The sequence below is a fragment of the Rhodococcus sp. 14-1411-2a genome, assembly GCF_002259485.1.
Taxonomy (GTDB): Bacteria; Actinomycetota; Actinomycetes; order Mycobacteriales; family Mycobacteriaceae; genus Rhodococcoides.
The window spans coordinates 263,324-285,424 of sequence record NZ_NPGA01000009.1; the positions used below are offsets into that span (position 1 = coordinate 263,324).

Annotated in this window: 11 protein-coding genes; 4 read left to right on the forward strand and 7 right to left on the reverse strand. The window is 62.2% G+C overall.

Translation table 11 applies throughout. From position 1 onward, the window contains the following. Nucleotides 1-3 precede the first annotated feature (3 nt). Nucleotides 4-882, reverse strand: a complete 879-nt coding sequence (locus tag CH291_RS06860) for a cyclopropane mycolic acid synthase family methyltransferase (protein WP_094686991.1) — start codon at nucleotides 880-882, stop codon at nucleotides 4-6. Then, nucleotides 882-10,751, reverse strand: a complete 9,870-nt coding sequence (locus CH291_RS06865) for a non-ribosomal peptide synthetase (RefSeq protein WP_094686992.1) — start codon at nucleotides 10,749-10,751, stop codon at nucleotides 882-884. Before CH291_RS06865 ends, CH291_RS06860 begins: the two co-directional genes overlap by 1 nt. A 206-nt stretch (nucleotides 10,752-10,957) precedes the next feature. Here CH291_RS06865 and CH291_RS06870 point away from each other — a divergent pair, with 206 nt between their 5' ends. Next, nucleotides 10,958-12,733 (forward strand): DUF4012 domain-containing protein, encoded by a 1,776-nt coding sequence (locus tag CH291_RS06870; protein ID WP_094686993.1) that lies wholly within the window; start codon nucleotides 10,958-10,960, stop codon nucleotides 12,731-12,733. A 194-nt stretch (nucleotides 12,734-12,927) separates the two neighbouring features. On the opposite strand, the gene CH291_RS06875 is transcribed toward CH291_RS06870, so the two are convergent. Further along, nucleotides 12,928-13,215, reverse strand: coding sequence for a hypothetical protein (locus tag CH291_RS06875; RefSeq protein WP_218829014.1), 288 nt, complete (start codon nucleotides 13,213-13,215; stop codon nucleotides 12,928-12,930). A 193-nt stretch (nucleotides 13,216-13,408) separates the two neighbouring features. Between CH291_RS06875 and CH291_RS06880 the strand changes: the two genes are divergently transcribed. After that, nucleotides 13,409-14,248, forward strand: coding sequence for an SGNH/GDSL hydrolase family protein (locus CH291_RS06880; RefSeq protein WP_179276457.1), 840 nt, complete (start codon nucleotides 13,409-13,411; stop codon nucleotides 14,246-14,248). Nucleotide 14,249: 1 nt separating this feature from the next. On the opposite strand, the gene CH291_RS06885 is transcribed toward CH291_RS06880, so the two are convergent. From CH291_RS06885 to CH291_RS06895, 3 genes are all read right to left on the reverse strand, one after another. Next, on the reverse strand, nucleotides 14,250-15,752 hold the full coding sequence (locus CH291_RS06885) for an SGNH/GDSL hydrolase family protein (protein WP_094686996.1): 1,503 nt from the start codon (nucleotides 15,750-15,752) through the stop codon (nucleotides 14,250-14,252). Between the two features lie 3 nt (nucleotides 15,753-15,755). Next, nucleotides 15,756-16,001 carry a hypothetical protein gene (locus CH291_RS06890; protein WP_143545889.1) on the reverse strand — a complete coding sequence of 82 codons (246 nt, stop codon included), beginning with the start codon at nucleotides 15,999-16,001 and terminating at the stop codon, nucleotides 15,756-15,758. Nucleotides 16,002-16,226: 225 nt separating this feature from the next. Further along, nucleotides 16,227-17,846: a polysaccharide biosynthesis tyrosine autokinase gene (locus CH291_RS06895; RefSeq protein WP_094686998.1), complete on the reverse strand. Its 1,620-nt coding sequence runs from the start codon at nucleotides 17,844-17,846 to the stop codon at nucleotides 16,227-16,229. 1,081 nt (nucleotides 17,847-18,927) lie between these two features. On the opposite strand from CH291_RS06895, the gene CH291_RS26520 reads away from it, so the two are divergent. Next, a complete protein-coding gene (locus tag CH291_RS26520) occupies nucleotides 18,928-19,791 on the forward strand; it encodes an SGNH/GDSL hydrolase family protein (protein WP_179276458.1) in 864 nt (287 codons plus the stop codon). A gap of 445 nt (nucleotides 19,792-20,236) precedes the next feature. Beyond that, nucleotides 20,237-20,998, forward strand: coding sequence for a WecB/TagA/CpsF family glycosyltransferase (locus CH291_RS06900; protein WP_094687144.1), 762 nt, complete (start codon nucleotides 20,237-20,239; stop codon nucleotides 20,996-20,998). Between the two features lie 50 nt (nucleotides 20,999-21,048). On the opposite strand, the gene CH291_RS06905 is transcribed toward CH291_RS06900, so the two are convergent. Continuing rightward, complete coding sequence (locus CH291_RS06905) at nucleotides 21,049-22,083, reverse strand: glycosyltransferase (RefSeq protein ID WP_179276459.1); 1,035 nt, start codon at nucleotides 22,081-22,083, stop codon at nucleotides 21,049-21,051. Nucleotides 22,084-22,101 lie beyond the last annotated feature (18 nt).

Here is a 22,101-nt window from a genome sequence, read left to right on the forward strand (position 1 = left end):
TTGTCACTTCTCGGGTATGTCTGCAGCTGCCAGCGTGAATTGCACGACGTCGATGCGTGAACTCTTGAATCGCGCCGACGAGCCGGTGAGGTACTGGACATATTTGTCGTACGTCGCCTCCGAGGACACGGCAATGGCCTCGTCGCGAGATGCGATCAGTTTCTCGGCCCAGGTATCGAGTGTCCTCGCGTAGTGCAACCTCAGAGGATGCTCCCGCAGCAACTCGAATCCGGCGTCGGCGGCTTTCGCCTTGATCACCTTGACGAGCGTCAACTGTCCGCCGGGAAAGATGTCGCGCAGGATGAAGCGCGAGAAATGTGCATCCTCACGGGTGAGTCCGCCACCACCGGAAACCGGATCGGGTGGCGTGATGACGATGGTGTGCAACAACATTCGTCCGTCGGCGGGAACTACCGAGCGGCACTTCGCGAAGAATGCCGAGTATCGGTTACGTCTGAAATGCTCGAACGCGCCGATGCTGACGATCCGGTCGACGGGCTCGTCGAACTCCTCCCACCCCTGCAACCGGATGTCGACGGTGCGGTCGGTCGACAGGTCGGCAACGACGGTGCGTCCGTGCTCGTACTGATTTCGGCTCAACGTCAGACCGATGACATTGACGTCGTACTTCTCGACCGCCCGCTTGGCGAGAGCTCCCCAGCCACAGCCGATGTCGAGCAGCGTCATCCCCGGCTTCAGGTCCAGCTTGCCGAGGGCGAGGTCGATCTTGGCCGTCTGCGCCTCCTCCAGCGTCATGTCCTCACGCTCGAAATAGGCGCAGCTGTACGTCATACTCGGGTCGAGGAACAGCGCGAAGAACTCGTCCGAGAGGTCGTAGTGCGCTCGCACGTCATCGACGTACGGCTCCAATTGTTCGCTCATCACGCCACACCTTTCCCCACAGCTGCGGTGCCGATCACTCGGCCTAGTGCACGGGCACCGAACTCGCCCAGCATGTCTTCGTGTTCCACATCGACCCGGTGAATCGACATCCGCCCGCCCACGAACTGCGTCCACTGCTCCGCACCGTGCGAGCCGCGAGCGGCGAAGTAGTGCACCGGCCCCGCGAACACCGCAGGCGCGTACGACGCCACCCAGGTGGGAGCCTCCGCGACGGGACGATACATTCGCCGCAGATGATCCACGGTGAGAAACGCCAGTTCACTTATGTTCTCGCGCAATCGATCCACGATGGTCTCGAACGAGTCACCCTCGACCCCGAGCTGACGAGCAAGATCGTCGATGCCGAACTCTGCGGCGCCCTCCGGTGCCGAGAGCTGCGCGTCGACGAGCGCCAACAGCGCGACGTCCTCACCTTCCGACTGCAGTTGCGTCGCAACAGCATGCGCGATCACCCCACCGAGCGACCATCCGAGCAGGTGGTACGGACCGTGCGACTGAACGCTCCGGATCCCGCGCACGTATCTCTCCGCGAACTCCTCGATCGAGGTCGGCGCAGCGTCGTCGTCGGCGATGCCGGGCACCTGAAGCCCGTACAGCGGACGTTCGGTCTCCCCGAGCAGCGAGAGGTAGCTCCACGCGATTCCGATGGCCGGGTGCACACAGAACAGCGGTGCGCCCACCCCCTCGGTTCGCAACGGAAGCACCACCTCGAAGGCACCGTCCGCACCGTGATCGCCCGCGTCGAGTTGTGCTGCCAGGGCCGAGATCGTCGGATGTACCAGCAGCAGACTGATCGGAAGCCGACGGTCGAGCCGGTCCCCCAGCGCATCCATTACCTGCACCGCCGAGAGGGAGTGCCCACCGAGATCGAAGAAATTGTCGTCCACACCGATGCCCTCGCCGGCCACCTGCAGGACGTCGGAGAACACGGCATGTACCAGTACTTCGTTCGCGGAGACCGGGGCACGCCGTTCGGTCGACACGATCGAGGGCTCGGGCAACGTGCTCGCATCGACTTTGCCGGACAACGTCATCGGCAGTGCATCGACGACGGTGACGGTACTGGGCACCATGTACGCCGGCAGTGTCCTGGCCAGGAACTCGCGGGCCTCCCGCGGTTCGATGCCGCCCACCACGTAGGCAGCGAGCGACTGTCCACGACCGATCACGCTGGCCTGACGCACATCTCGGTGACGCAGCAGTGCCGCTTCCACCTCGGACAGCTCGACGCGATGGCCGCGAACCTTGACCTGCGAATCGATCCGACCCAGATATTCGAGTTCACGATCGCTACCCCGAACAACGCTGCTTTGAACAACCCAGCGCACCAGATCGCCTGTCCGGTAGAGCCGACCGTCACCGAACGGATCGGCAACGAAGCTACTCGCCGTCGTTCCGCTCTGTCCCAGATACCCTTCGGCGAGGCCGGCCCCGCCCAGGTAGAGCTCCCCGACGACGTTGTTGCCCACCGGGCGTAAACGGGCATCGAGTACCACTGCGTCGAAGCCGCGAACCGGTCCACCGATGGTCACCGGCACCGCCGGGCCCCACTCACGCTGGTCCGTGGTGCAGGTACTCATGACGGTCCCCTCGGTGGGGCCGTAGGCGTTGAACACCGAGCATCGACGCGACCATCGTTGCAGCAGTGCAGAATTGGCAGCTTCACCTGCCATGACGATCACTCGGAGCGACGGCACGGCTTCCGCGTCGGTCACCTGGAGGACGGTCGGCGTGAGGCACGCGTGGGTCACCTGGTGTTGCTCGATGAGCGATTCGAGCTCGCGTCCTCCGTGCACCTCGGGCGGAACGATCACCGTGCTGGCTCCCGCACCGACGGCCATCAGTGTCTCGAAGATCGACGCGTCGAAACTGGGCGATGCGAACTGGAGTACCCGCGATCCCGGCTCCACTCCGAAGAGATCTCGTTGGCTCTGCACCAGATTCGCGATGCCGCGGTGCGTCACCCGCACACCCTTGGGCACCCCGGTGGAACCGGAGGTGTAGACGACGTACGCCACACTGTCGTGAGGTGCCTCGCGACCATCGACACGATCGAGCTCGTCGCCGGTGACGCTCATCCAGTCGGCACCGGCCGAATGGAAGTCGGCTGCCGAGATTCCCGTGACCGGGGCAGCGCGCTCGAGGATCTCCTGCACCCGGGCCACGGGTTGAGACGGGTCGATGGACAGGAAGCCGGCACCGGTCTTGGCCACGGCCCAGATCGCGACGAGGTAGTCGACGGAGCGAGGATAGGCAATCGCCACCAGCACATCTGGCCGAGCACCTACGCGGATCAATTTGTCTGCCAGTGCATTCGACTGTCGGTCCACCTCGCGGTAGGTCAGCGATCGCGAGCCCTCGATCACCGCGACATTGTCGGGCCAACTCTGCACTGCCTGCTGAAACACTGTCGCCAGTGTGAGTCCGGGGGCGCTGTCGTGGTGCGAGGTAACGGCCGATGGGACGTGCCCGAACTCCGCGCTGCCCAGCCGAATGTTCGGCCGCGTGGAGACCATCGTCAACACCTCGGTCAGGCGCTCGGCGAGTCCGAGAATCACCGATCGCGAGAACCGTGCGGGCGAGTATCCGAGATGGCCGATCAGTCCGGCCTCGGACTCGTCGACCAGGACCTCGAGGTCGAACTGCGTGTCCGTGATGTCCACGCGATGCGGGGTGATCGACGTCGACCCCAGTTCGATTGTCGGAGTTGCCGTGTCACCGAAGGCCAGGAGAACCTGGAACAGCGGATGGGTATCGACGGCGCGCGTGGGCTGCACCGCGTCCACCACCTGCTCGAACGGGACGTCCGAGTTCGCGAATGCATCGAGATCCCGGTCGCGGACCGCGGTGACGAAGTCCTCGAACGTCGTCGACGGATCGACTTCCGTCCTGAGCACGACGGTACCGACGAACATGCCGACGAGGTGATCGAGTGCCGGGTCGGTTCGGCCACCCACCGGGGTCCCGATGGCGATGTCCTGGGTACCACTGGCTTCTGCGAGCACGGCGGCCAGCGCTGCGTGGACCACGACGAATACCGTTGCGCCCACACGATGCGCGAGCGAACGCAGCAGCGTGAGGGTGTCCGGACCGACGGTGAACTCCACGGCCGTCGCATCGGCCGAGGGATCAGGGGTTCCGGTCGGCAGGTCGAGGAACTCCGGCACGCCGGCCAGGGTGTTTCGCCAGAACTCGAGCTGGTCCGACGCCACGGCGTCGAGCACAGTGCGCTGCCACACTCGGTAATCCGAGTAGTCGACGCTGAGAGAGCCGAATTGCGGTGTCGATCCGGCTATTCGGGCCAGCAGGGCGGTCTCGACATCTCGGGCCAGCGGACGAAGTGAGAGCCCGTCGACCGCGATGTGGTGTGCAACAACGGACAGCACCCGCTCGCCGCCTCGGTCCAGTAGGCCGAGGCGTAGCGGTGCTTCGAGGGTCAGATCGAAGCCGTGCAGGGCCAGAGCATCGTGCCCTGCGTGAGCATCGTCCAACGTCGACAGCACGATCTGCGGGTCGAGAACAACGGTGACGGGACCGTTCGCGGTCGACGGGTACACCGTGCGCAGCGGTGTATGACGTTCCAGCACATCGGCTATCGCGGCGCGCAGAACATCGAGCTCCAGATCCGCCGGAAGCGGTACCTCGACAGCGATGTTGTACGCGGCCGATGTCGGGTCGTATCGATTCTGCAGCCAGATTCGGCGTTCGGCCGACGCAAGACCGGGGTACGACCGCGCGCCCGGATCGTGGACCAGAGCGGGTAGCGGAGTGTAGTTCTCGGACAACAACTCGATCGCCGACGCGAGCTGCTGCGCGGTGGGAGATTCGAAGACGGTCCGCACCGGAACATGGGTACCGAGCGCCGCACTGATGCGGGTTGCCGCACGCGTCGCGACGAGGGAGTCCCCGCCGAGGACGAAGAAATTGTCGTCGACGGCAGGATTCTCGATGCCCAGCAGGTCGGCGAAGATTCCGAGCACCACCTCCTGCGCCAACGTGCGCGCCACCGCCGGATCGCCGCCGGTAAGCGCCTCCGAGTACAGGGCGGTGAAATCCACTTTGCCGTTGCCGGTCAGCGGAATACCGTCGATCCGGGTGATGACCGCCGGCTGCATCGACAACGGCAGCCGGTCCAGCAGCCACTGGGCAGCGTCCTGGCCATCGAGGCCCACCACCCAGGCGTGAATTCTGTTCTCACGTACCGCTGTCACCACTCCACCGACATCGGGGTGCGCCGTCAGTGCACTCTCGATCTCCCCCAGTTCGACGCGCACACTGTTGATCTGGACCTGGTCGTCCCGGCGCCCGCGGAAATCGAGCATTCCCGACGGCTGCTGCCGAACGAGGTCTCCGGACCGGTACATCCGCGTGCCGCCGGGTGCCGCGAGAAAGCGCGCGGCGGTCGACGCCGGGTCCGCGTGGTAGCCGCGAGCCACGCTCGAGCCTGCGAGGTACAGCTCCCCGACGCCTCCGAGTGGCACCGGATGCAACCGGTCGTCGAGCACGAGCGCTCCCACATGCGCCAGCGGCCGACCGATGGTGACCGGTTCACCGGCACGAAGCGACTCGGCCAGCGTGGCCACCACCGTCGCCTCACTGGGACCGTAGGCGTTCAGCATCGACCGCCCGGCCGACCAGTCGTCGACGACACCGGTGCCCAGCACGTCACCGCCGACGGCGACGGTCTCGATCCCGGGGGTCGGCGGCACGGTGGCGAGCACCGCGGGTGTGGACAGGTAGTGGGTGACGCGATGCGCAGTGAGGAAGGCCGACATCTCGTCCCCGCCGAGTAGGTCCGGCGGCGCGATCACCATGGTCGCCCCGGCCCCGAAAGCAAGGACGAGTTCGAGAACAGCGGCATCGAAGTTGACCGAGTAGCCGTGGAGCACGCGCGAACTCGAGGTCACGCCGTACCGCGGAATGACCTGCTGCGCAAGCGCATACACACCCTGATGCGTCACCACCACGGGCTTGGGCGTTCCCGTCGAACCCGACGTGTGAATCACGTAGGCGGGGTGCGCAGGTTGCAGCGCTGCCAGGCGATCCGCATCCGTCAGGGCCAGGTCGCTGAACTGGTGGGCCTGCGTCTCGTCGAGCCAGTGCACTGTCGACTCGAGCCCGCCGAAGCCGATCTCGATGTGCCCCAGCATCTGTTCGCGGCGAGCGGCCGGGTAACGCGGGTCCACGGGCACGAACACGCCGCCCGCCTTCACCACGGCCCACAGCGCGACGATGTATTCGGCCGAGCGTTCGAGAGACAGGGCCACAAGAGTTTCCGGCCCGACGCCATGTGCGATAAGCAGCCGTGCGATCCGGTTCGAGCGAGAATCGAGCTCGGTGTACGTCATCGATTCCAGTCCGTCGACAGCAACAGCACCGGACATGACTGTGCCACCGCTCAACACATCCAGCAGCGTGCCGTCGATCATCGACGACGGCAGAGCCGGCGTGTCGGCAAGCGCAAGATCACCGACGACAAAGGCCGGGTTGGCGACCGCTGCGTTCAAAAAAGCCAGAATCACCGACGCGAATTGTTCGACGGTGGCCCGCTGATAGAGGTCCACCGCGTACTCGATCTGGCCGGTCGACGATGCCGAATCACACTGTTCGTCCGCAAGCACGAGCGTCAGATCGAATTCCGAGGTGCGGGTGGGTATCTCGAGCACCGAGACGGGCAGGTACTCGACCGATCGGTGCGGCGCATTGTCGAATGCCAACATCACCTGGAACAACGGATGCCGGTCGAGGGATCGATCGGTCGCCAGGGCGTCGACGATGCGCTCGAACGGGACGTCGGAATGCGAGAAGGCATCGAGATCTGCCGTGCGGACTACATCGAGCAGGGACGTGAAACTGTCCGACGGGTCCACAGTGACTGCGAGAGGCAGGGTTCCGACGAACATCCCCACCATCTCGTCGAGCGCTTCGTGTCCACGCCCGGCCGTCGGAGACCCGACAACCACCCGATTCGAGGTTCCGAAGCGGCTCAGGGCCGCGGCCACTGCGGCGTGGACGACCATGAACGTGGTCGAGTTCGTCCGTCGGGCGAGCTCACGAATGCCCGAGTGCAACTGCGATCCGATCTCGAACGGAACTGCATCCGTTCTCATCGATTGCACCGCAGGCCTGGGGAAGTCCGCAGGTAGCTCCGCCGCTGCGAAGTCGGTATCACCCAGAATTGACGACCAGTACGAGAGCTGTTCGTCGGCAACCGAATCCACCACTGCCCGGTTCCACACCGCGTACTGACCGTACTGCGCGCGCAGACGCGGCCAGGTGGGCGCGTGACCCGCTGCCCGAGAGGCGTGGGCGAAAGCGAAGTCGCGTACGAGCGGGTCGACCGACCACCCGTCCATCGAAATGTGGTGCACCACCACCACCACGACCACGGTGTCGCCGGATTCCTGCACGTTCAGAAGCGTTGCGCGGATGGGTACCTCGGCCGACACATCGAAGCCCTCGGTCGCGACCACTGCGACAGCGGAGTCCAGATCCCGCTCGGAGACGGTGCGCTCGGGTACCTCGACGAGGACGGTATCGGTGGGCCGCACCACCTGCCGCGGACCGTCGTCATCGGCCGGGTAGTAGGTGCGCAGGGCTTCGTGTCGCTCGATGACGTCGCGCAGAGCCGTCAGAACCATCGCGGGATCGTCACCGGCTCCGACTCGCACTGCCACGGGCATGTTGTACGCGGGCGATGCGGGATCGAACTGGTTGAGGAACCACAGCCGCTGCTGCGCGTACGACAGCGGGATACGCCCCGGCACAACGGTATCGAGTAGTTCGAGTGACGGCTCGGAAACAGACGACGCGTCGATGGCCGCCGCGACTGCGCGGACTGTGGGATCGGCGAACAGTACGGTCAACGAGATTGCGGAACCGAGGCGTGCGAGAACGCGGGTAGCGCTGAGCGAGTCACCGCCGAGCTCGAAGAACGAGTGCTCGCGCCCCACCTTCTCGACACCGAGGACGTCGGCGAAGGCTCCCGCCACGGTGCGTTCGGTATCGGTCTGCGGCGCAACGTATTCGGTATCGACGAATGCGGTGGGGGCCGGCAACGCACGACGGTCGACCTTGCCGCTCGCGGTCATGGGTAGCGCATCGAGAACCACGACGGTGCTGGGAACCATCCAGGCGGGCAGACGGTTCCGCAGGCGACCGTCCAGCTCCGCCGAGGCACCGGTGACGTACAGAACGAGTCGGTTGTCGCGCACGACGGCCACGGCCGCGGTCACTCCCGCACACGTGGTGGCCGCGGACTCCACCTCGCCGAGTTCGAGACGACGCCCGTGCAGCTGGATCTGCTGATCACTGCGGCCGAGGTACTCCATCGTGGACCCGTCGAACGACCGACGGACGATGTCTCCCGTGCGGTACAGCCGAGCTCCGGCTGTCCCGGGGTCTGCGACGAACCGCGTCGACGTCACGCCCGGCTGACCGCTGTAACCGCGGGCGAGTCCGTCTCCACCGAGATAGAGCTCGCCGACGCCTCCGTACGGCGTGGGCCGCAGGTGCGCGTCGAGCACCAACGCGCGAATACCCGGTAGCGGCGCACCGATCGTCACCCGTTCGGCGGCGCGCATCGGGTCGGACAACGTGGCCAACACCGTCGCCTCGGTCGGCCCGTAGGCGTTGCGCATCGTTCGATCGGCGGAGACGAACCTGTCCCGCAACGCGGGTGGGCACTCCTCGCCCCCGACGTCGAAGACGTCGATGGAGCTGAGGTCGTCCGGGTCCAGAGTCGCCAGCACGGTGGGCGAGGTGATCAGATGCGTGATCTTCTCGCGGTCCAACACGCCGGCGAGGGCAGGACCGGCGTAGACGTCGGCTGGGGCGATCACCAGGGTGGCACCGGCAGCGAATGCGGCAAGTAGCTCCTGGATGGATGCGTCGAAGACCGGCGACGCCGCCTGCAGTACGCGCGAGTCGGGGGTGACGGCATATCGGTCGACGACGTTGGCTGCGAGTTGCGCGAGTCCGCGGTGAGTGACGCTGACGGCCTTGGGTTTTCCCGTCGACCCCGAGGTGTGGATGACGTAGGCCTCGTTGTCGACGTGCAGGGTCGGCGGCGTGAACGCGACCGGGTCGGCGTCGAGCAGGTCCTCGAGGACGAACCATCGGACAGTGCTCGGAAGGTGGTCCACACCGGCACGAGTCGTGATGCCGAATTCCACGTGCGCATCGGCGAGCACTGCAGCCAGCCGCTGGGCGGGCTCGGCGGGGTCGAGTGGAACGAACGAGGCGCCCGAGATCGAGACCGACCACGACGCCAGCAATGATTCGTAGGAGCGTTCGATCGCGACGGCGATTCGCTTCTCCGGGCCTGCGCCGATCGAGACGAGTTGCGCAGCAATGTGTTCCGCGACCCTGGTGAAGTCGTCACTGGATTGATCGACTCCGGTGGCACGCACCACCGCGCCGGTCGTCAGCAACGACGGCAGCAGTGCGGGGGCGACGGTCGCCGTGGAGTGCCCGTCGAGCAGCGCTGTCTTCTCCTCGGCATGGAGGACGTCGAGCTCGGACACCGCGAGTCCCTCGGGGGCGTGGACCACCTCGCCCAGTAGCGCCAGGAAGCGTCGGTGGTGGGCTGCGAGCTCGTCGGTGCTGTAGAGCGCGGGGTTACCGAGGAAGTCGACGCGGGTGCTGGTGCCGGCGACACCGGGGTAGACGTTGACCATCATGTCGTCGATGGGACCGCTCGAGAGCACGCGGTATTCGCCGATCACGTCGCCGAGCCGAATTGTGCTGTTGTACATCATGATGTTGACCGTGGGACCGAAAACCCCGCGTCCGGCTGCGGCACTGCCGGTACCGTCGCCGGTGGCCCGCTGCATGTCCTCGACGCGGAATCGCTGATGGCGAAGTGCACCGGTGAGTTCCACCTGAATCCGTCGAAGGAGTTCTTCGACGGTGACCCCTTGTTCGACGCCGATGCGCAGCGGCACGACGTTGGACATCATGCCGGACGATTCCCGCAGTTTGGTGGTCGCTCGGCCCGATACCGGCAGGCTGAGCATGACGTCGTCGGTGTCGGTCATGCGCGCGAGATAGAGCGCGAAGGTGGCGAGCACAACGGGGACATCGGAGGAGTTGCACCGATGTGCCACTGCTGCAACGGCTTCGGTGAGGTCGGCGTCCAGCACAGCACCGACGCTGACCGTCACTCCGCTGGGAGCGGCCGGTTCGTGTGGGCTGCCGGCCAGCCTGGGGGCTTCGAGGTGGCCGTCGAGGCGACCGAGCCAGTACTGGCGGTCGGTCTCGTAGCGGGAGGAGTCGGGGTACGCGGCCTCGTAGTCGTAGATCTCCCGCACTCCGATGGCGCGGGTCTTCGGGATCTCGGTGCCCGTGATCAACGCGGTGTACACCGCTGCGGTGCGCTCCTGCACCGAGATTGCGCCGAGGCCGTCCATCACGATGTGGTGAGCCCGGCTGTACCAGTAGTAGTGGCAAGCGCCCACCTGGATGATTTCGGAGGCGATCAGTTGGTCGCGAACCAGATCCACCGGCTTCCGGTACTGCTCGTCCATGTAGCGCTGGGCATCGTCGATGGGATGCTCGCGGTCGGTGAAATCGCGGTAGATCATCGCGTACGGCACGCGCAGGTCCGACCATTGGTACGGGTGACCGTCGTCCACGCCGATCCGCACTGCAGGCGATTCCAGCTGTCGGCAGGCGATGTCCGTCGCGCGAATCAACACGGACGGGTCGATATCACCGCGAATCTCGACGTATTGAGCAATGGTGAACGGCACATCCGGGGCCAGCTGCTGAGCGAGGTAGATGTTCATCTGAGCAGCCGACAGAGGGAAGCGGCCATCCTCGAACCGATCGTCCGCCTCTGGCGACACTCCCCGACCTCCTCAACGCCCGCACCCTGACGGCTTCGATTCGGCCGGCGGCACCGCTCATCGACGTCGATCTTTTCATCGCCCACTACAAACTAGTCGACACACTGTGAATGCTCTACCTGGATCGAAGACAGGTACGCCAGATCGACCACTCCCCTTTAGGCTGTGCACTCGAATACATTTCCTCAACCGAGAGGCCACCGACGATGGCAACCAGTTCCACCGATACCCGGGGTCGGAAATCGGGCAGAAAGCGGCCCATTCTCATCTCGGTGGGGGTATTTCTGGTCATTGTCATCGCTTTTGTGGTGTGGCTCGGTTACGAGGCCTATTCGGCGCAGTCGAGTTTGACCGCCACTCGCGACTCGGCCACACAGGCCAAGGACGCATTGCTCGACGGCGATTCGGCCGGGGCCGAGGCCGCAGCGGCTCGCGCCTCCGAATCCGCCGACGATGCGGTCTCGGCGACGACGTCCATCCCGTTTTCGATAGCCAAAGCCGTTCCATATCTTGGTAGTCCCTTCAAATCGGTAGCGCAGATCAGCGACGTGGTGCAGGGATTGTCCGTGGACGTGCTCGCCCCGGCGTCGGCTGCGGGCGCGAGCTTGAATCCGAGCAGCCTCGTCGAGGGCGGCGGCAAGGTGGACACCGCAGCACTGCGGGACGCCCAGCCGGTACTGGAGCAGACCTCCGCAGCGGCCGACGAGCTCAGCGAGCGGGCCCAGCAGGTGGACGAGCCCGCCTTCCTCGGCGTGGTGGACGAGGCTCGCACGTCGTTGATCGATCAGACGCACGAACTCGCGAATCTGCTCACCAACACCCGGATCGCCAGTGAATTGCTGCCGTCGATGCTCGGCGATAACGGCCCGCGCAGTTACTTTCTCGCGTTCCAGACCAACGCGGAGGCTCGGGGCACCGGCGGGTTGCTCGGTGGCTACGGCATCATTCGGGCCGAGAACGGCACAGCCCGGGTCGACACTCTCGGTGCCAACAACGAACTCGAATTCGCGGAACAGCCCATCGATCTGGGGCCCGACTACAACGCGCTGTGGGCCCCGCGAAACACCACCACCGATTTCCGCAACTCGAATGCGAGTCCGCACTTTCCGTACGCCGGCCAGATCTGGTCGTCGATGTGGACGGAGCAGACGGGTGAGGTGCTCAACGGAGCCATCGCCACCGACCCGATCGCGTTGAGCTACATCCTCGGTGCCACCGGCCCCGTCACGTTGGCCGACGGTGAGCAGATCACCGCAGACAAGGTCGTCGAAATAACCCTCAGCACAGCGTATTCCAGGTTCGGCGACGACCAGTTGGCTCGCAAGGCATACCTGCAGGAAATCGCGGCGGCAGTGGTGCAGAAGATGACCACGGGCGCGGCACCCACCAGGTCTCTGCTCGACGCGGTGGGCCGCGCCGGCAGCGAGGGCCGCATCTCGGTGTGGAGCGCAGACCCGGCCGAGCAGGCAATTCTGGCCGGCACCAAGGTGGGTCACGTGTTGCCGGACAGCCCGGCCCCGTACGCCAACGTGGTGGTCAATAATGCCGGCGGCAACAAGCTCGATTACTACCTGACCCGCGACATCACGTATGCGGCCGAATCCTGCACAGCGGGTACCCGCAAGTCGACAGTGACGGCAACGCTGACTAACACCGTGGATCCGAACGGCCTGACGCCCTACGTGGCAAGCACATTCCAGCCGAATGTGGAGTACGGCACCAACGAATCGATCGTCTATCTGTACGGCACTCAGGGCGCGAAGATCACGTCCATGAAGGTCAACGGCATCACGGGATTCTCCATCCAGGCCGGCACCGAGCTGGGCCGGCCGGTGCAGGCTGCGTACCTCACCATTCCGCCGGGCAAGTCGCAGACAGTGACGTGGGAACTCGAGGAGCCCTCGGCTCCCGGCGAGGCAACGGTGCCCGTGCAGCCTCTGGTGGATCAGCCGACAGTGAGCATCGACGTTCCGGAGTGTTGAACGCCGGTCAGATAACGCAAACTGCGGTTGCAGATTCTGGTGACCTTTCAAACGGGGCAGTCGATGTCACGCCCCTTCTCGACCCGAATAAGATAAGTGCCGCAGTCCGTTGATCTGATTTAGGTCGCCCTATGCGGTTCAAATGCGCGAAACAAGCTTCCTGAATGCGGTTCGATACTTGACGTTATGGGCGGCTACATGGACTGCGGATTCGCTCGTTCGGTGTACAGAATCAGACTCCGAACCACAACGTCCGTCACCGTCTCGCCGTTCGCAGCGGCCACGTCCCGAGCTGGCTGGTAGACCGCGTCGGGAATGCGGAAGTTGCGACTCGGCGTCTGAATCGCGCGGGCCGGTGCCGACGAACGTGACGTCGGCACTGCCGACTGAAGTTCGAGATCCTCGGGCAGGTCTCCAATCGTCGACCGGCCATCGCTTCCGATGATGACCCACTCGTAGGTGTCGTCAACCTTGGGCTTCATCCGTTTCACCGCGATGCAGCGGTACCCACTGGGAAAAGCTGCGTACCAGGGCTGTCCGGGTTTGATATCGATTGCGTCCATGCCTGGAACCCTACCGGCTGTACCTACATGTGTAAATACACTTGGTGTTATGGGCGGGTAGCGGGAGCGGTTGGCGAGCGACCGAACCGGGCGGTACGGCATGATGCAGCGCATGGCCAAGAGCAGCAGTGGACGATCGGCGTGGATCCGGGACTATTGGAATGTAGGCATGGTCGTAGCGGTCGTCCTCGCGCTGACGCTCGCTGGGTACGCGGCCGTCAGCGCTCTCACTCGCGACGACACGTCCGACTACGTGTCCTCCTACACTCCGCCCACGGTCGACCGGACGATCACCAAACCTGACCTGACCGCCATCGGCCAACGACTTCTTGCTCCCGAGGACTTGACCATCGCCGTCGTCGGAGACTCGACCGGCAACGGCAAGGACGAGTGGGTCTACATGCTCGGTGAACAACTCGCCCGCCTCGGGAAGGGAGTCCTCATCCACGACTGGTCGATCGACACCGACAGTTACGTCACCGAGACGAAGCTAGGCCCCGGTGGCGCACCCGTCGTCACCATCTGGAACGGGTCCGCCTCCGGTAAGCCATCGCAGTACTCGATCGACAACTACCGGGCGCTGGTCCCCGAAGCGCCCGACCTGCTCATCGTCAGTCACGGGCACAACGACGGGCCGTCCAACAGTGCGGGCAACGTCCGCAGGATCGTTCGTAACGTCACCGCTGCCGGGGACGGCCGGGACGCGATCGTCGTTCTTCAGAACCCGCGGGTGGATCAGAAGGCCCAATCGCAGAACGAGGTCGTGGAGTCTCAGCGAGCCTTGTTTGCCGCCGACAACATGCCGACCGCCGTCATCGACGTCTACGGCGCGTACATGCAAACTCCTGACCTTGCGTCCCTGCTCAACGAGGACGGTTTCCATCCGAACCTTGCGGGTGAGCAGTTGTGGGCGCAGACCGTTGCTGCTGCGTTCGGACTGCCAGCAGCGTGACCTAGCGAGCGTCCATGTAGGCGTTCGCTACACCGGCCCACAGCACCGAACCCGAATTCGCCCCTGTGCTCGGGTGGATGCCGTCCGCGAGCATGAGTGATGCGGGGTCCGCGGCGCTCGAAGCCCACGCCTCCGCTACCGGGAGGTAGCCGTAGCCGCGCTTGACTGCGTAGGACTTCAGGGCTGACATTCGCGAAACGTGAGCGGCGATGTTGTCGGCGGGAGATCGACGTAGGTTCTGGCTTGAAATGACGATTGATGCGGTGGGTTGCACGGTGCGAAGCGCGGTGACGAATTCTTCCACTTTCGGAATGTAAGTAGCGATAGTGTCCGAGGAGTAGTTGTGGCACGAATTGATGTACACCAGGTCAAGTGATTCAGGGAGCATCGTCGCCAGCCGTGACTGCTGGTAGGCGAGGGTTGATCCTGACTGTGATGCGTTGTAGACACGTAGCAGCCGAGCTGTCACCTGGTTTGTAGTTTCCATCTTGAATTCGAGCATCCGGTTTCCGGCACGGCCATAGCCGAACGCGGCCTTAGTTGATCCAGCGAGTGCGGCCAGGTCGTCTGCGGTCAGCGTTGCCGTGATTACGGTGCCGTTCACGGTAACCGTCACAGAATCGCCTACGACCTCGCACACCAAGGAGACCGGCGCGGCTGACGACGCAGTGTCGATGGTGAAGGTTTGCTGTGTAATTGTGGTAGTCACGTTTGCGATGGTCTTGCGCAGGAAGGCCGTGGCCGACCCCGAATTTGTGATGCTGATGAACACCCACAGCAAGGTCTGAGTGTTCAGATACCGGAAGGCGTACCGCGACTGGTTGTCGCCGCCGCCTGTCGCGGCACCGACAGTGAAGTCGAAGGTCACCCTACTGTTTGCGTCGACACCGCCATTCGCAACGACGTATCCGTTTGTGGCATCCGCTGTCCGCAAAGCTGCAGTTCCGTCAAGTGACCAGTCGCCTGATGAGTTACTACTGTCTCCGATCCATGCTGGGCCGACGTCTGGGGTAGATCCCACTATCTCGGTTGCGGTGCGAGTGAAGGTGTCATGGAAAACGACTCCTGCAGAGGCTCCTGCAATTCCTGGCTGAACCACTGTGGCAGCGTCCATTGCCTGGGTCGTCTCGTTCCAGTGCAGTATTTCGCAGCGCCGGTCGGTGTCCTTCGCAGCGAGATACGTGGCGTGAAGGTCTGCCCATTCGGTAGGTGAGTTGCCGGTGGAGTCACCGATGATCCCGATCTTGTTGTCGCCGGTCTTGAGTCGAATGCGGCTCATCACCGCTTCGCCGCGGTCGATGGTGGCGACGCCGGTGCCCGCTGCGGGTGTGGCCCAGGTGTACCCGCTCGCCGCCTTCGCGAGCACCTGGCCGGTGGAACCACCGGTCGGTGCGGTGATCTTCTCGGATATCGCCGGGACTGCGGCGAGTTCGGTGCGGACAGCAGACGGGAGACGCGAGCCTGCGGCTGCGGAGTCGTCGATGGAAATCAGTTTCTTGGCCATGAGTCAGGCTCCGATCAGGTAGAGGCCGGCGTTGGATGGGTCTTCGGTGATCGAGGAACCGGACGAGATTGTGAAGAGGCCGGTGCCGTCGTCGGTCAAACCGGACCCGCCACCGACCGAACCGATGGGGGCATAACGTGCGTCAGGTACCGCTTTCGGTCGGCAGATGATCCACGAAAACCATTGCTGGTCAACAAGTTTCCCGACCACAACGGGTGTAGTTTCGACGAGGTAATCATCAACTGCCACGTCAGGAACTACATATCAGTAAGAAAAGAAAATCGAACCCAGCATCAGCGACAGGCTCACCGTGGTCGTCCAACTGCTTGTCGCGGTAGCTGCCACAGCGCAGATCCCAAATGTTTCCACGCCGGTACTACTGGCGGCGATGACGCTCGCAGGAATTGTCACAGAACGAGCGGACGGCCGAAGCTCAACTATTCGCAATCGAGTCGAGTCCGGCCTCCCTGATTGCTACTTCCGCAGTCTCGGGTTTTCGGTTCCGTTTCTGTGCAGAGTCTCCGGCTGCTGGGATTTGGGGTAGGCCTCGGATTCCCGGGTTGCCTCCCTGGTACGCGGGCCGGCAGCAGGCGATGCGGAAGCAGACCGAGGAGAGGACTGTCGCGTCGGCGGAGCATGTACCGGTGCGGGAGCGGGAGGGGTCACCGGCGTCGTCGAGGCGACCGGTGCCTGAGGTGCAGGCGCGGGAACCGGTGGTGTCACCTGCTTGGGCAAGTTGGTATCGGCGACGTAGTTGTACGAGTAGCTGTACATGTCACCCTTCTTCGAGGGAGTCAATGCCAGCACCACACCGAGGACGTGCGCTCCGATTGTTTCCAAGTTGCCGATAGCCCTGACCAATTCGTTGCTCTTGGTATGCCCGTAGCGGGTGACCATCAGAGCGCCGTCGGCATGGGTGGTCAAAACGGCCGAGTCGGTCACCGGCAATAGCGGAGCTCCGTCGACGATGACGTAGTCGAACTTGGAGCGCAGCTCCACCAGAAGGGCGCGAGACGCTTCCGAACCCAGCAGCTCGGACGGGTTGGGCGGAATCGGACCGGACGCCATTGCTTGCAGACCCTCGTACCTGGTCGGCTGAAGCACCTCATCCACCTTCGCTTGCCCTGCCAGCACCGTACTCAGGCCGACCGAACCGATGAGGCCCATGTACTTCGAGATACGCGGACGACGAAGATCGCCTTCGACGAGAACGACGTGGTGGCCGGCTTCGGCGAGCGAGATCGCCAGATTCAGCGCAGTGGTCGTCTTGCCCTCGCTGGGAATCGCACTGGTGACGACGATGACTCGTGGCGGATGATCGACTTCGAGGAATTGCAGGTTGGTGCGGAGCTCACGGAAGGCCTCGGCGCTGGCCGACTGGGTGAGGTCCTGGAAATCGACGGCCGGATGCGCCTTGCGTTCCTTGTCGAAGGGAATGGTGCCGACGAGTGCTTTGCCGGAGATCGACTCGATCTCACGACGATTCTTGATCGTGTTGTCCAAGCGGTCCCGCAGCACTGCCAGTGCGATACCGAGCAACAGGCCGACGGCGGCACCGAGGGCGAGGTTGCGCTTGGTGTTCGGACTGACTGGCGATGCGGACGAGTCGGCCTGCTGAAAAGTCTTGACGCCCGCCGACGGAGTACCTCCGTCTTCTGGGGTCTCCAGGTCACGCACCTGCGTGGTGAGCTCCGATGCCATCGCGTTAGCGATGTCGCGAGCTATCGCTGGGGACGAGTCGGTGGCGGTGATGTCGAACAGAACGGTGTCGGGAGTCGACGACGCCTTGACCTTGGCAGCCAGCTGCGCAGGGGTCAGACCGAGCGGCAAAACTTCGAGAACACGGGCAGCGAGCGCTTCGCTCGCAACCAACTCGGAGTACGAGGCCACACGCTGCTGAGAAAACAGGTTGCCCTGGTACGTCTCACTAACCGACGTGCCACCGGAGGTGGAGACGAACATTCTGGCGCTTGACTCGTACAGCGGCGTCGTCAGCAAGGACGCAGTCAAGGCCCCCAGGATCGCTACGATCACGGTGACGGCAATGATGATCCATCGCGCCTTCAGGATTTTCAGATAATCCTGTATCTCCATGCTTCGAGCTCCCTCGTCCGTTCGCACAAATCGCAACGTGTCACTGCGTGGCTCAATCGTTACATAGGTATTTGATTCCTGTGCACCGGATGAGACGCCGCGACGCTTTCGACATTTCATTCGTTTGATTTGCGAGCATTATCAAGTGAATGACCCGTTGTGAGGTTTCACTGGCTCAAGACGGCCCAATTTTCGGGCTTGGACGAACCAGCCACCAAGCGCGCCACCAACCGATCCCCGACCCCGTACGCAGCGACGGTAGGCCGAAAACGGACAACACCGAAAGCCAGGGTGATTCTCGACACTCGGCGGGCCGCAGTGACGTTCTTGGCGCAATGATCGCCTGGCCGTCCTGCGCGGCTCCGTCGACTCAACGCGAGATCACCGGCAGCAGATCAGTAGCGGGATAGCCTGCATCAATCCGTTCGTTCGCTAAGTTTGCGACGTTGCTGTAAGCCGCTCCCGAAGGCATGCCCTTTGCAGCTAACGCTGTTGCAGCGCCTTCACAGCCCGCTCGCGCGTAGGCCCATGGCCGTTGGCGTCGACGTGAACCCCGCCAGTCTTCGGCGATGGCGGCCGGGTCGGTCGGTCGGGGACACGAGTTCACCTTGGACAGCATCCACTTGCCATCGCGCGAAGCAATCACAAGCCGCAACGAAAGGTGGTCCAATCCACTCGCCACACACTGCTCGCACACCCTTGGCATGGCTGGGGCCCGACACCATCGCGATCGGTGCCTTCGTGATAAGCGGGTCCGGCTCGTTCCCTGCACCTTCCGCGACACTCCCCATACTGGGTGCGGCAACGGTGCCCGCGGCCGGCATCGGAGGACCACTCACTTCACCGCTCCACTGACCAACAGGGTGATGTTGTACTCGGCAACATCTAGTGTTCGTCGCACTTGTGGCATTTTCATCGTAATTCTGGGATCGATCATGGACGCGAGCTCGTACTACCACTACATCACGATCCAGGCTCATTGACCGTGTTTGTTCTCTTTGAGGCTTCGGTTGCCGTCAGCTACCTACTGTCAGCCCGTTCGCCAAGCCTTCCGCCCCTGCCTTACGGCACAATGCCAGACATGGCTAAGCACATACACTCACTTCGTAGCTCACTGCCAACGCCCGTCGGCGAGCCTAAACGGAATCTGCTAATTGCCTCTGTCCTCGGCATAGTGACGGTCCTTGCGGTTGGCGTGGGACTCATGTACGACACCAACCGCAATGGTCGCGCCGTCGACGCATCGGAATCGTCGTACACGGCTCCAGTGCTTAACAATACAATCGAGAAGCCTGATCTGGAGGCGATCGGCCAACGACTGCTCACTCCCGAGACCTATACGATCGCGGTAGTGGGCGATTCAACCGGGAACGGTAAGGACGAATGGGTGTATATGCTTGGCGAGCGGCTAGCACGGCTCGGCCGAGGAGTTCTTATTCATGATTGGTCGGTTGAAACCAACGCCTACGTAAGCGAGACCAAGCTCGGCCCTGGAGGAACTCCAGTCATCAATATTTGGAACGGATCCGCCTCCGGCAAACCGTCACAGTATTCGATTGATCACTACCAAGACCTAGTCCCGGCCCCGCCAGACCTTCTTCTAGTCAGCCACGGACACAATGACGTCTCGACGTCGAGCGCAAACAACGTCCGCAAAATCGTTCGAAACGTGACCGCGGCAAAGTCCGATCAACAAGCGATCGTAATACTTCAGAACCCTCGGGTAGACCAGAAAGCGCAGTCACACGACTTGGCAATCGACTCACAACGAACGATCTTTGCGGCTGAAAATATGCCAACGGGCATAATCGACGTAGATTCCGCCTACCGGGCAGAGCCTGATCTCACGACCCTACTCAACCCCGATGGATACCATCCAAATCTCCGAGGAGGGAAGCTTTGGGAACAGACAGTTGCGACAGCACTTGGCCTACCCCCGGGCTAGTGTGACCGCGAGACCGGGAGACCCGGGTAAACCTCGACAAATTACACAAACAAGACCCGCTAACGGTCCCACAGTTTGCAATACGCCTAGTTGCAATTCAGCTAACTCACTATCGTGAAGAATGCAATTGCGAGGACCCAATGTTCACGAAATTCAACAATTAGCAAATCTAAACGATGAATTTTGCGAGCCACGACTGGTGCGTTTGACAATAGGACGCAATGATGGTCGCGGAGAATTCTATTGGCTTGATGCGTGAACCAGAAGCAGCGGAACAAACTCTTAGAAGAAAAAGACGCCGTTTCGCACGACTGAACGCGGGATTGTGGCACGATGTCATGAAACCGTGGCCTTGCGGTAAGGTAATTGGCGCACGCCTGAAGTGCAGCCCATGCTCAATCTCAACACCATCCGCCACGCCCAGCAACAATGCCAAGGAGCTTCGATGCCTGACAGAAGAGCAGCGCTTAACCGTGTACGCGTTGGCCATGTTGTGTTTCAAGTTACAACCCTAAGCGAGGCCGCGAACCGCGTTATTGAAGCTGGCAGGAAAGCAGAACCGATACCTGTGCGTTTAGCGAATGCATATTGCGTTGCCCTTGCCTCGAAGGACCCTAAGTATCGCGATCTACTAAACGGGACCGGACTTAATTACCCTGATGGAGCACCGGTAGTATGGTTTATGCATGCACAGTCTGGAAAATTAAAGCCCCAAAGAGTCCGAGGCCCATCTTTATTTGAGTTGACTCTCAGCCGAGCGAGCACGGAGCCATTGAAGCACTTCTTTCTGGGAACCACAGATGAAACACTCCTCAAGCTACAAGCTGCACTAAAGCAAGACCTACCAAACCTACAGATAGCAGGCATGTACGCACCGCCTTTCGCGGAGGCCACGAAAGATTTTATTGACGACTGTGAAGCACACGTAAAGCCCACGAACGCCGATTACGTCTGGATTGGACTCGGAACACCCAAGCAAGACTACGTAGCTAAAGAGTTAAGCGTCCGACTCACGAAACCGTGCATTGCAGTCGGTGCCGCATTCGACTTCCGCGCAGGCACAGTGAGAGAGGCCCCGCACTGGATGCAGAAAACAGGTACCGAATGGTTGTACCGTTTCACCGTCGAGCCGAAGCGACTTTGGAGGCGGTATGTCTTTGGCAACATTAGATTCCTCTATTCCGCTGTAATAGACAGTCGCAAGTAGCACGGCCCAGTCAGGCGCTCGCTGTCAAAAATTCCCAGCTCAATCCGTCTTCAGGAACAAATTGCATTTCGGTAGACATTTTGGTAATCGCGAACGCCACGCTCTGCACTAAAATCGACAAGTGTACGTCGGTCCCAGAAATTACCTACAGACCTACACCAATCTACAGTCAACAATTCTCGCCAACGAGCATCGTCGAGCGGAAGCATAAAGACACCCGGTAGATCTCTCGCCCATCTCAAACCTGGAACGTCGGACACAACACACGGCAACCCCATAGACAACGCCTCCGCCAAAGCGACTGCAAAGCCCTCACGCAACGAAGGCATAAGGTAAACAGAGCCTTTCAAGAGACTATAAAACGGGTCACCGGTACCACGATGTAGCAGACGGCCTTCAGCCGCAATCCTATCTAGCAGCCGAACCTCCCTTTCACTCGCATCCGCCTCCGAACCATGAAGGTAAAGGCCGAGCGAAGACGAGACTAAGATATCAAGCACAAATTGGTGGTTCTTAATTCTTGAACAATTTCCCACCATAACAACCGACGGCACGCTAGCATCTAACTCCTTAGCTGCCGTTAAGTTACTTACACCCAATGCATGGCTTGTGCTGAACTTGCTTCCAACCCAGTTAAATATGACCCGACAGTTGCGCCCAAGCGCCCGTTCGTTCTCGGCGACGTCCGGCGACGGCGCAATGAAACTATCAACACAAAAGTCCGCCAGAGCTGCCTGAACTCGACGGCTAAACGATGTACGACCTCTCGTAGGAAAGATGTTGTGCACCGTTCGTATAATCTTACTTTTACGCGACCGGGTGACCACCAACCAAACCGCAACTGCAAAGGCCCCTTCGGTATGGATATGGACGATATCGGGAGTGAAATCTTTAAGAACTTTCGACATTTGCAGAATACCCGAAAAGCTGTCTATTGGAGAAATGGCCACGACGGTGTATCCTGCAGACTCCAATTCAAGACGAAATGGGTGACTAGTGCCCTGACAAACGATTACAGTTTGTGATTCGGAATCCGGCGAGATCCAAACCGGCACCTCAGCAGCCGAAATGAACATCCTCTCCATGCCACTAGGGTTTAGCGA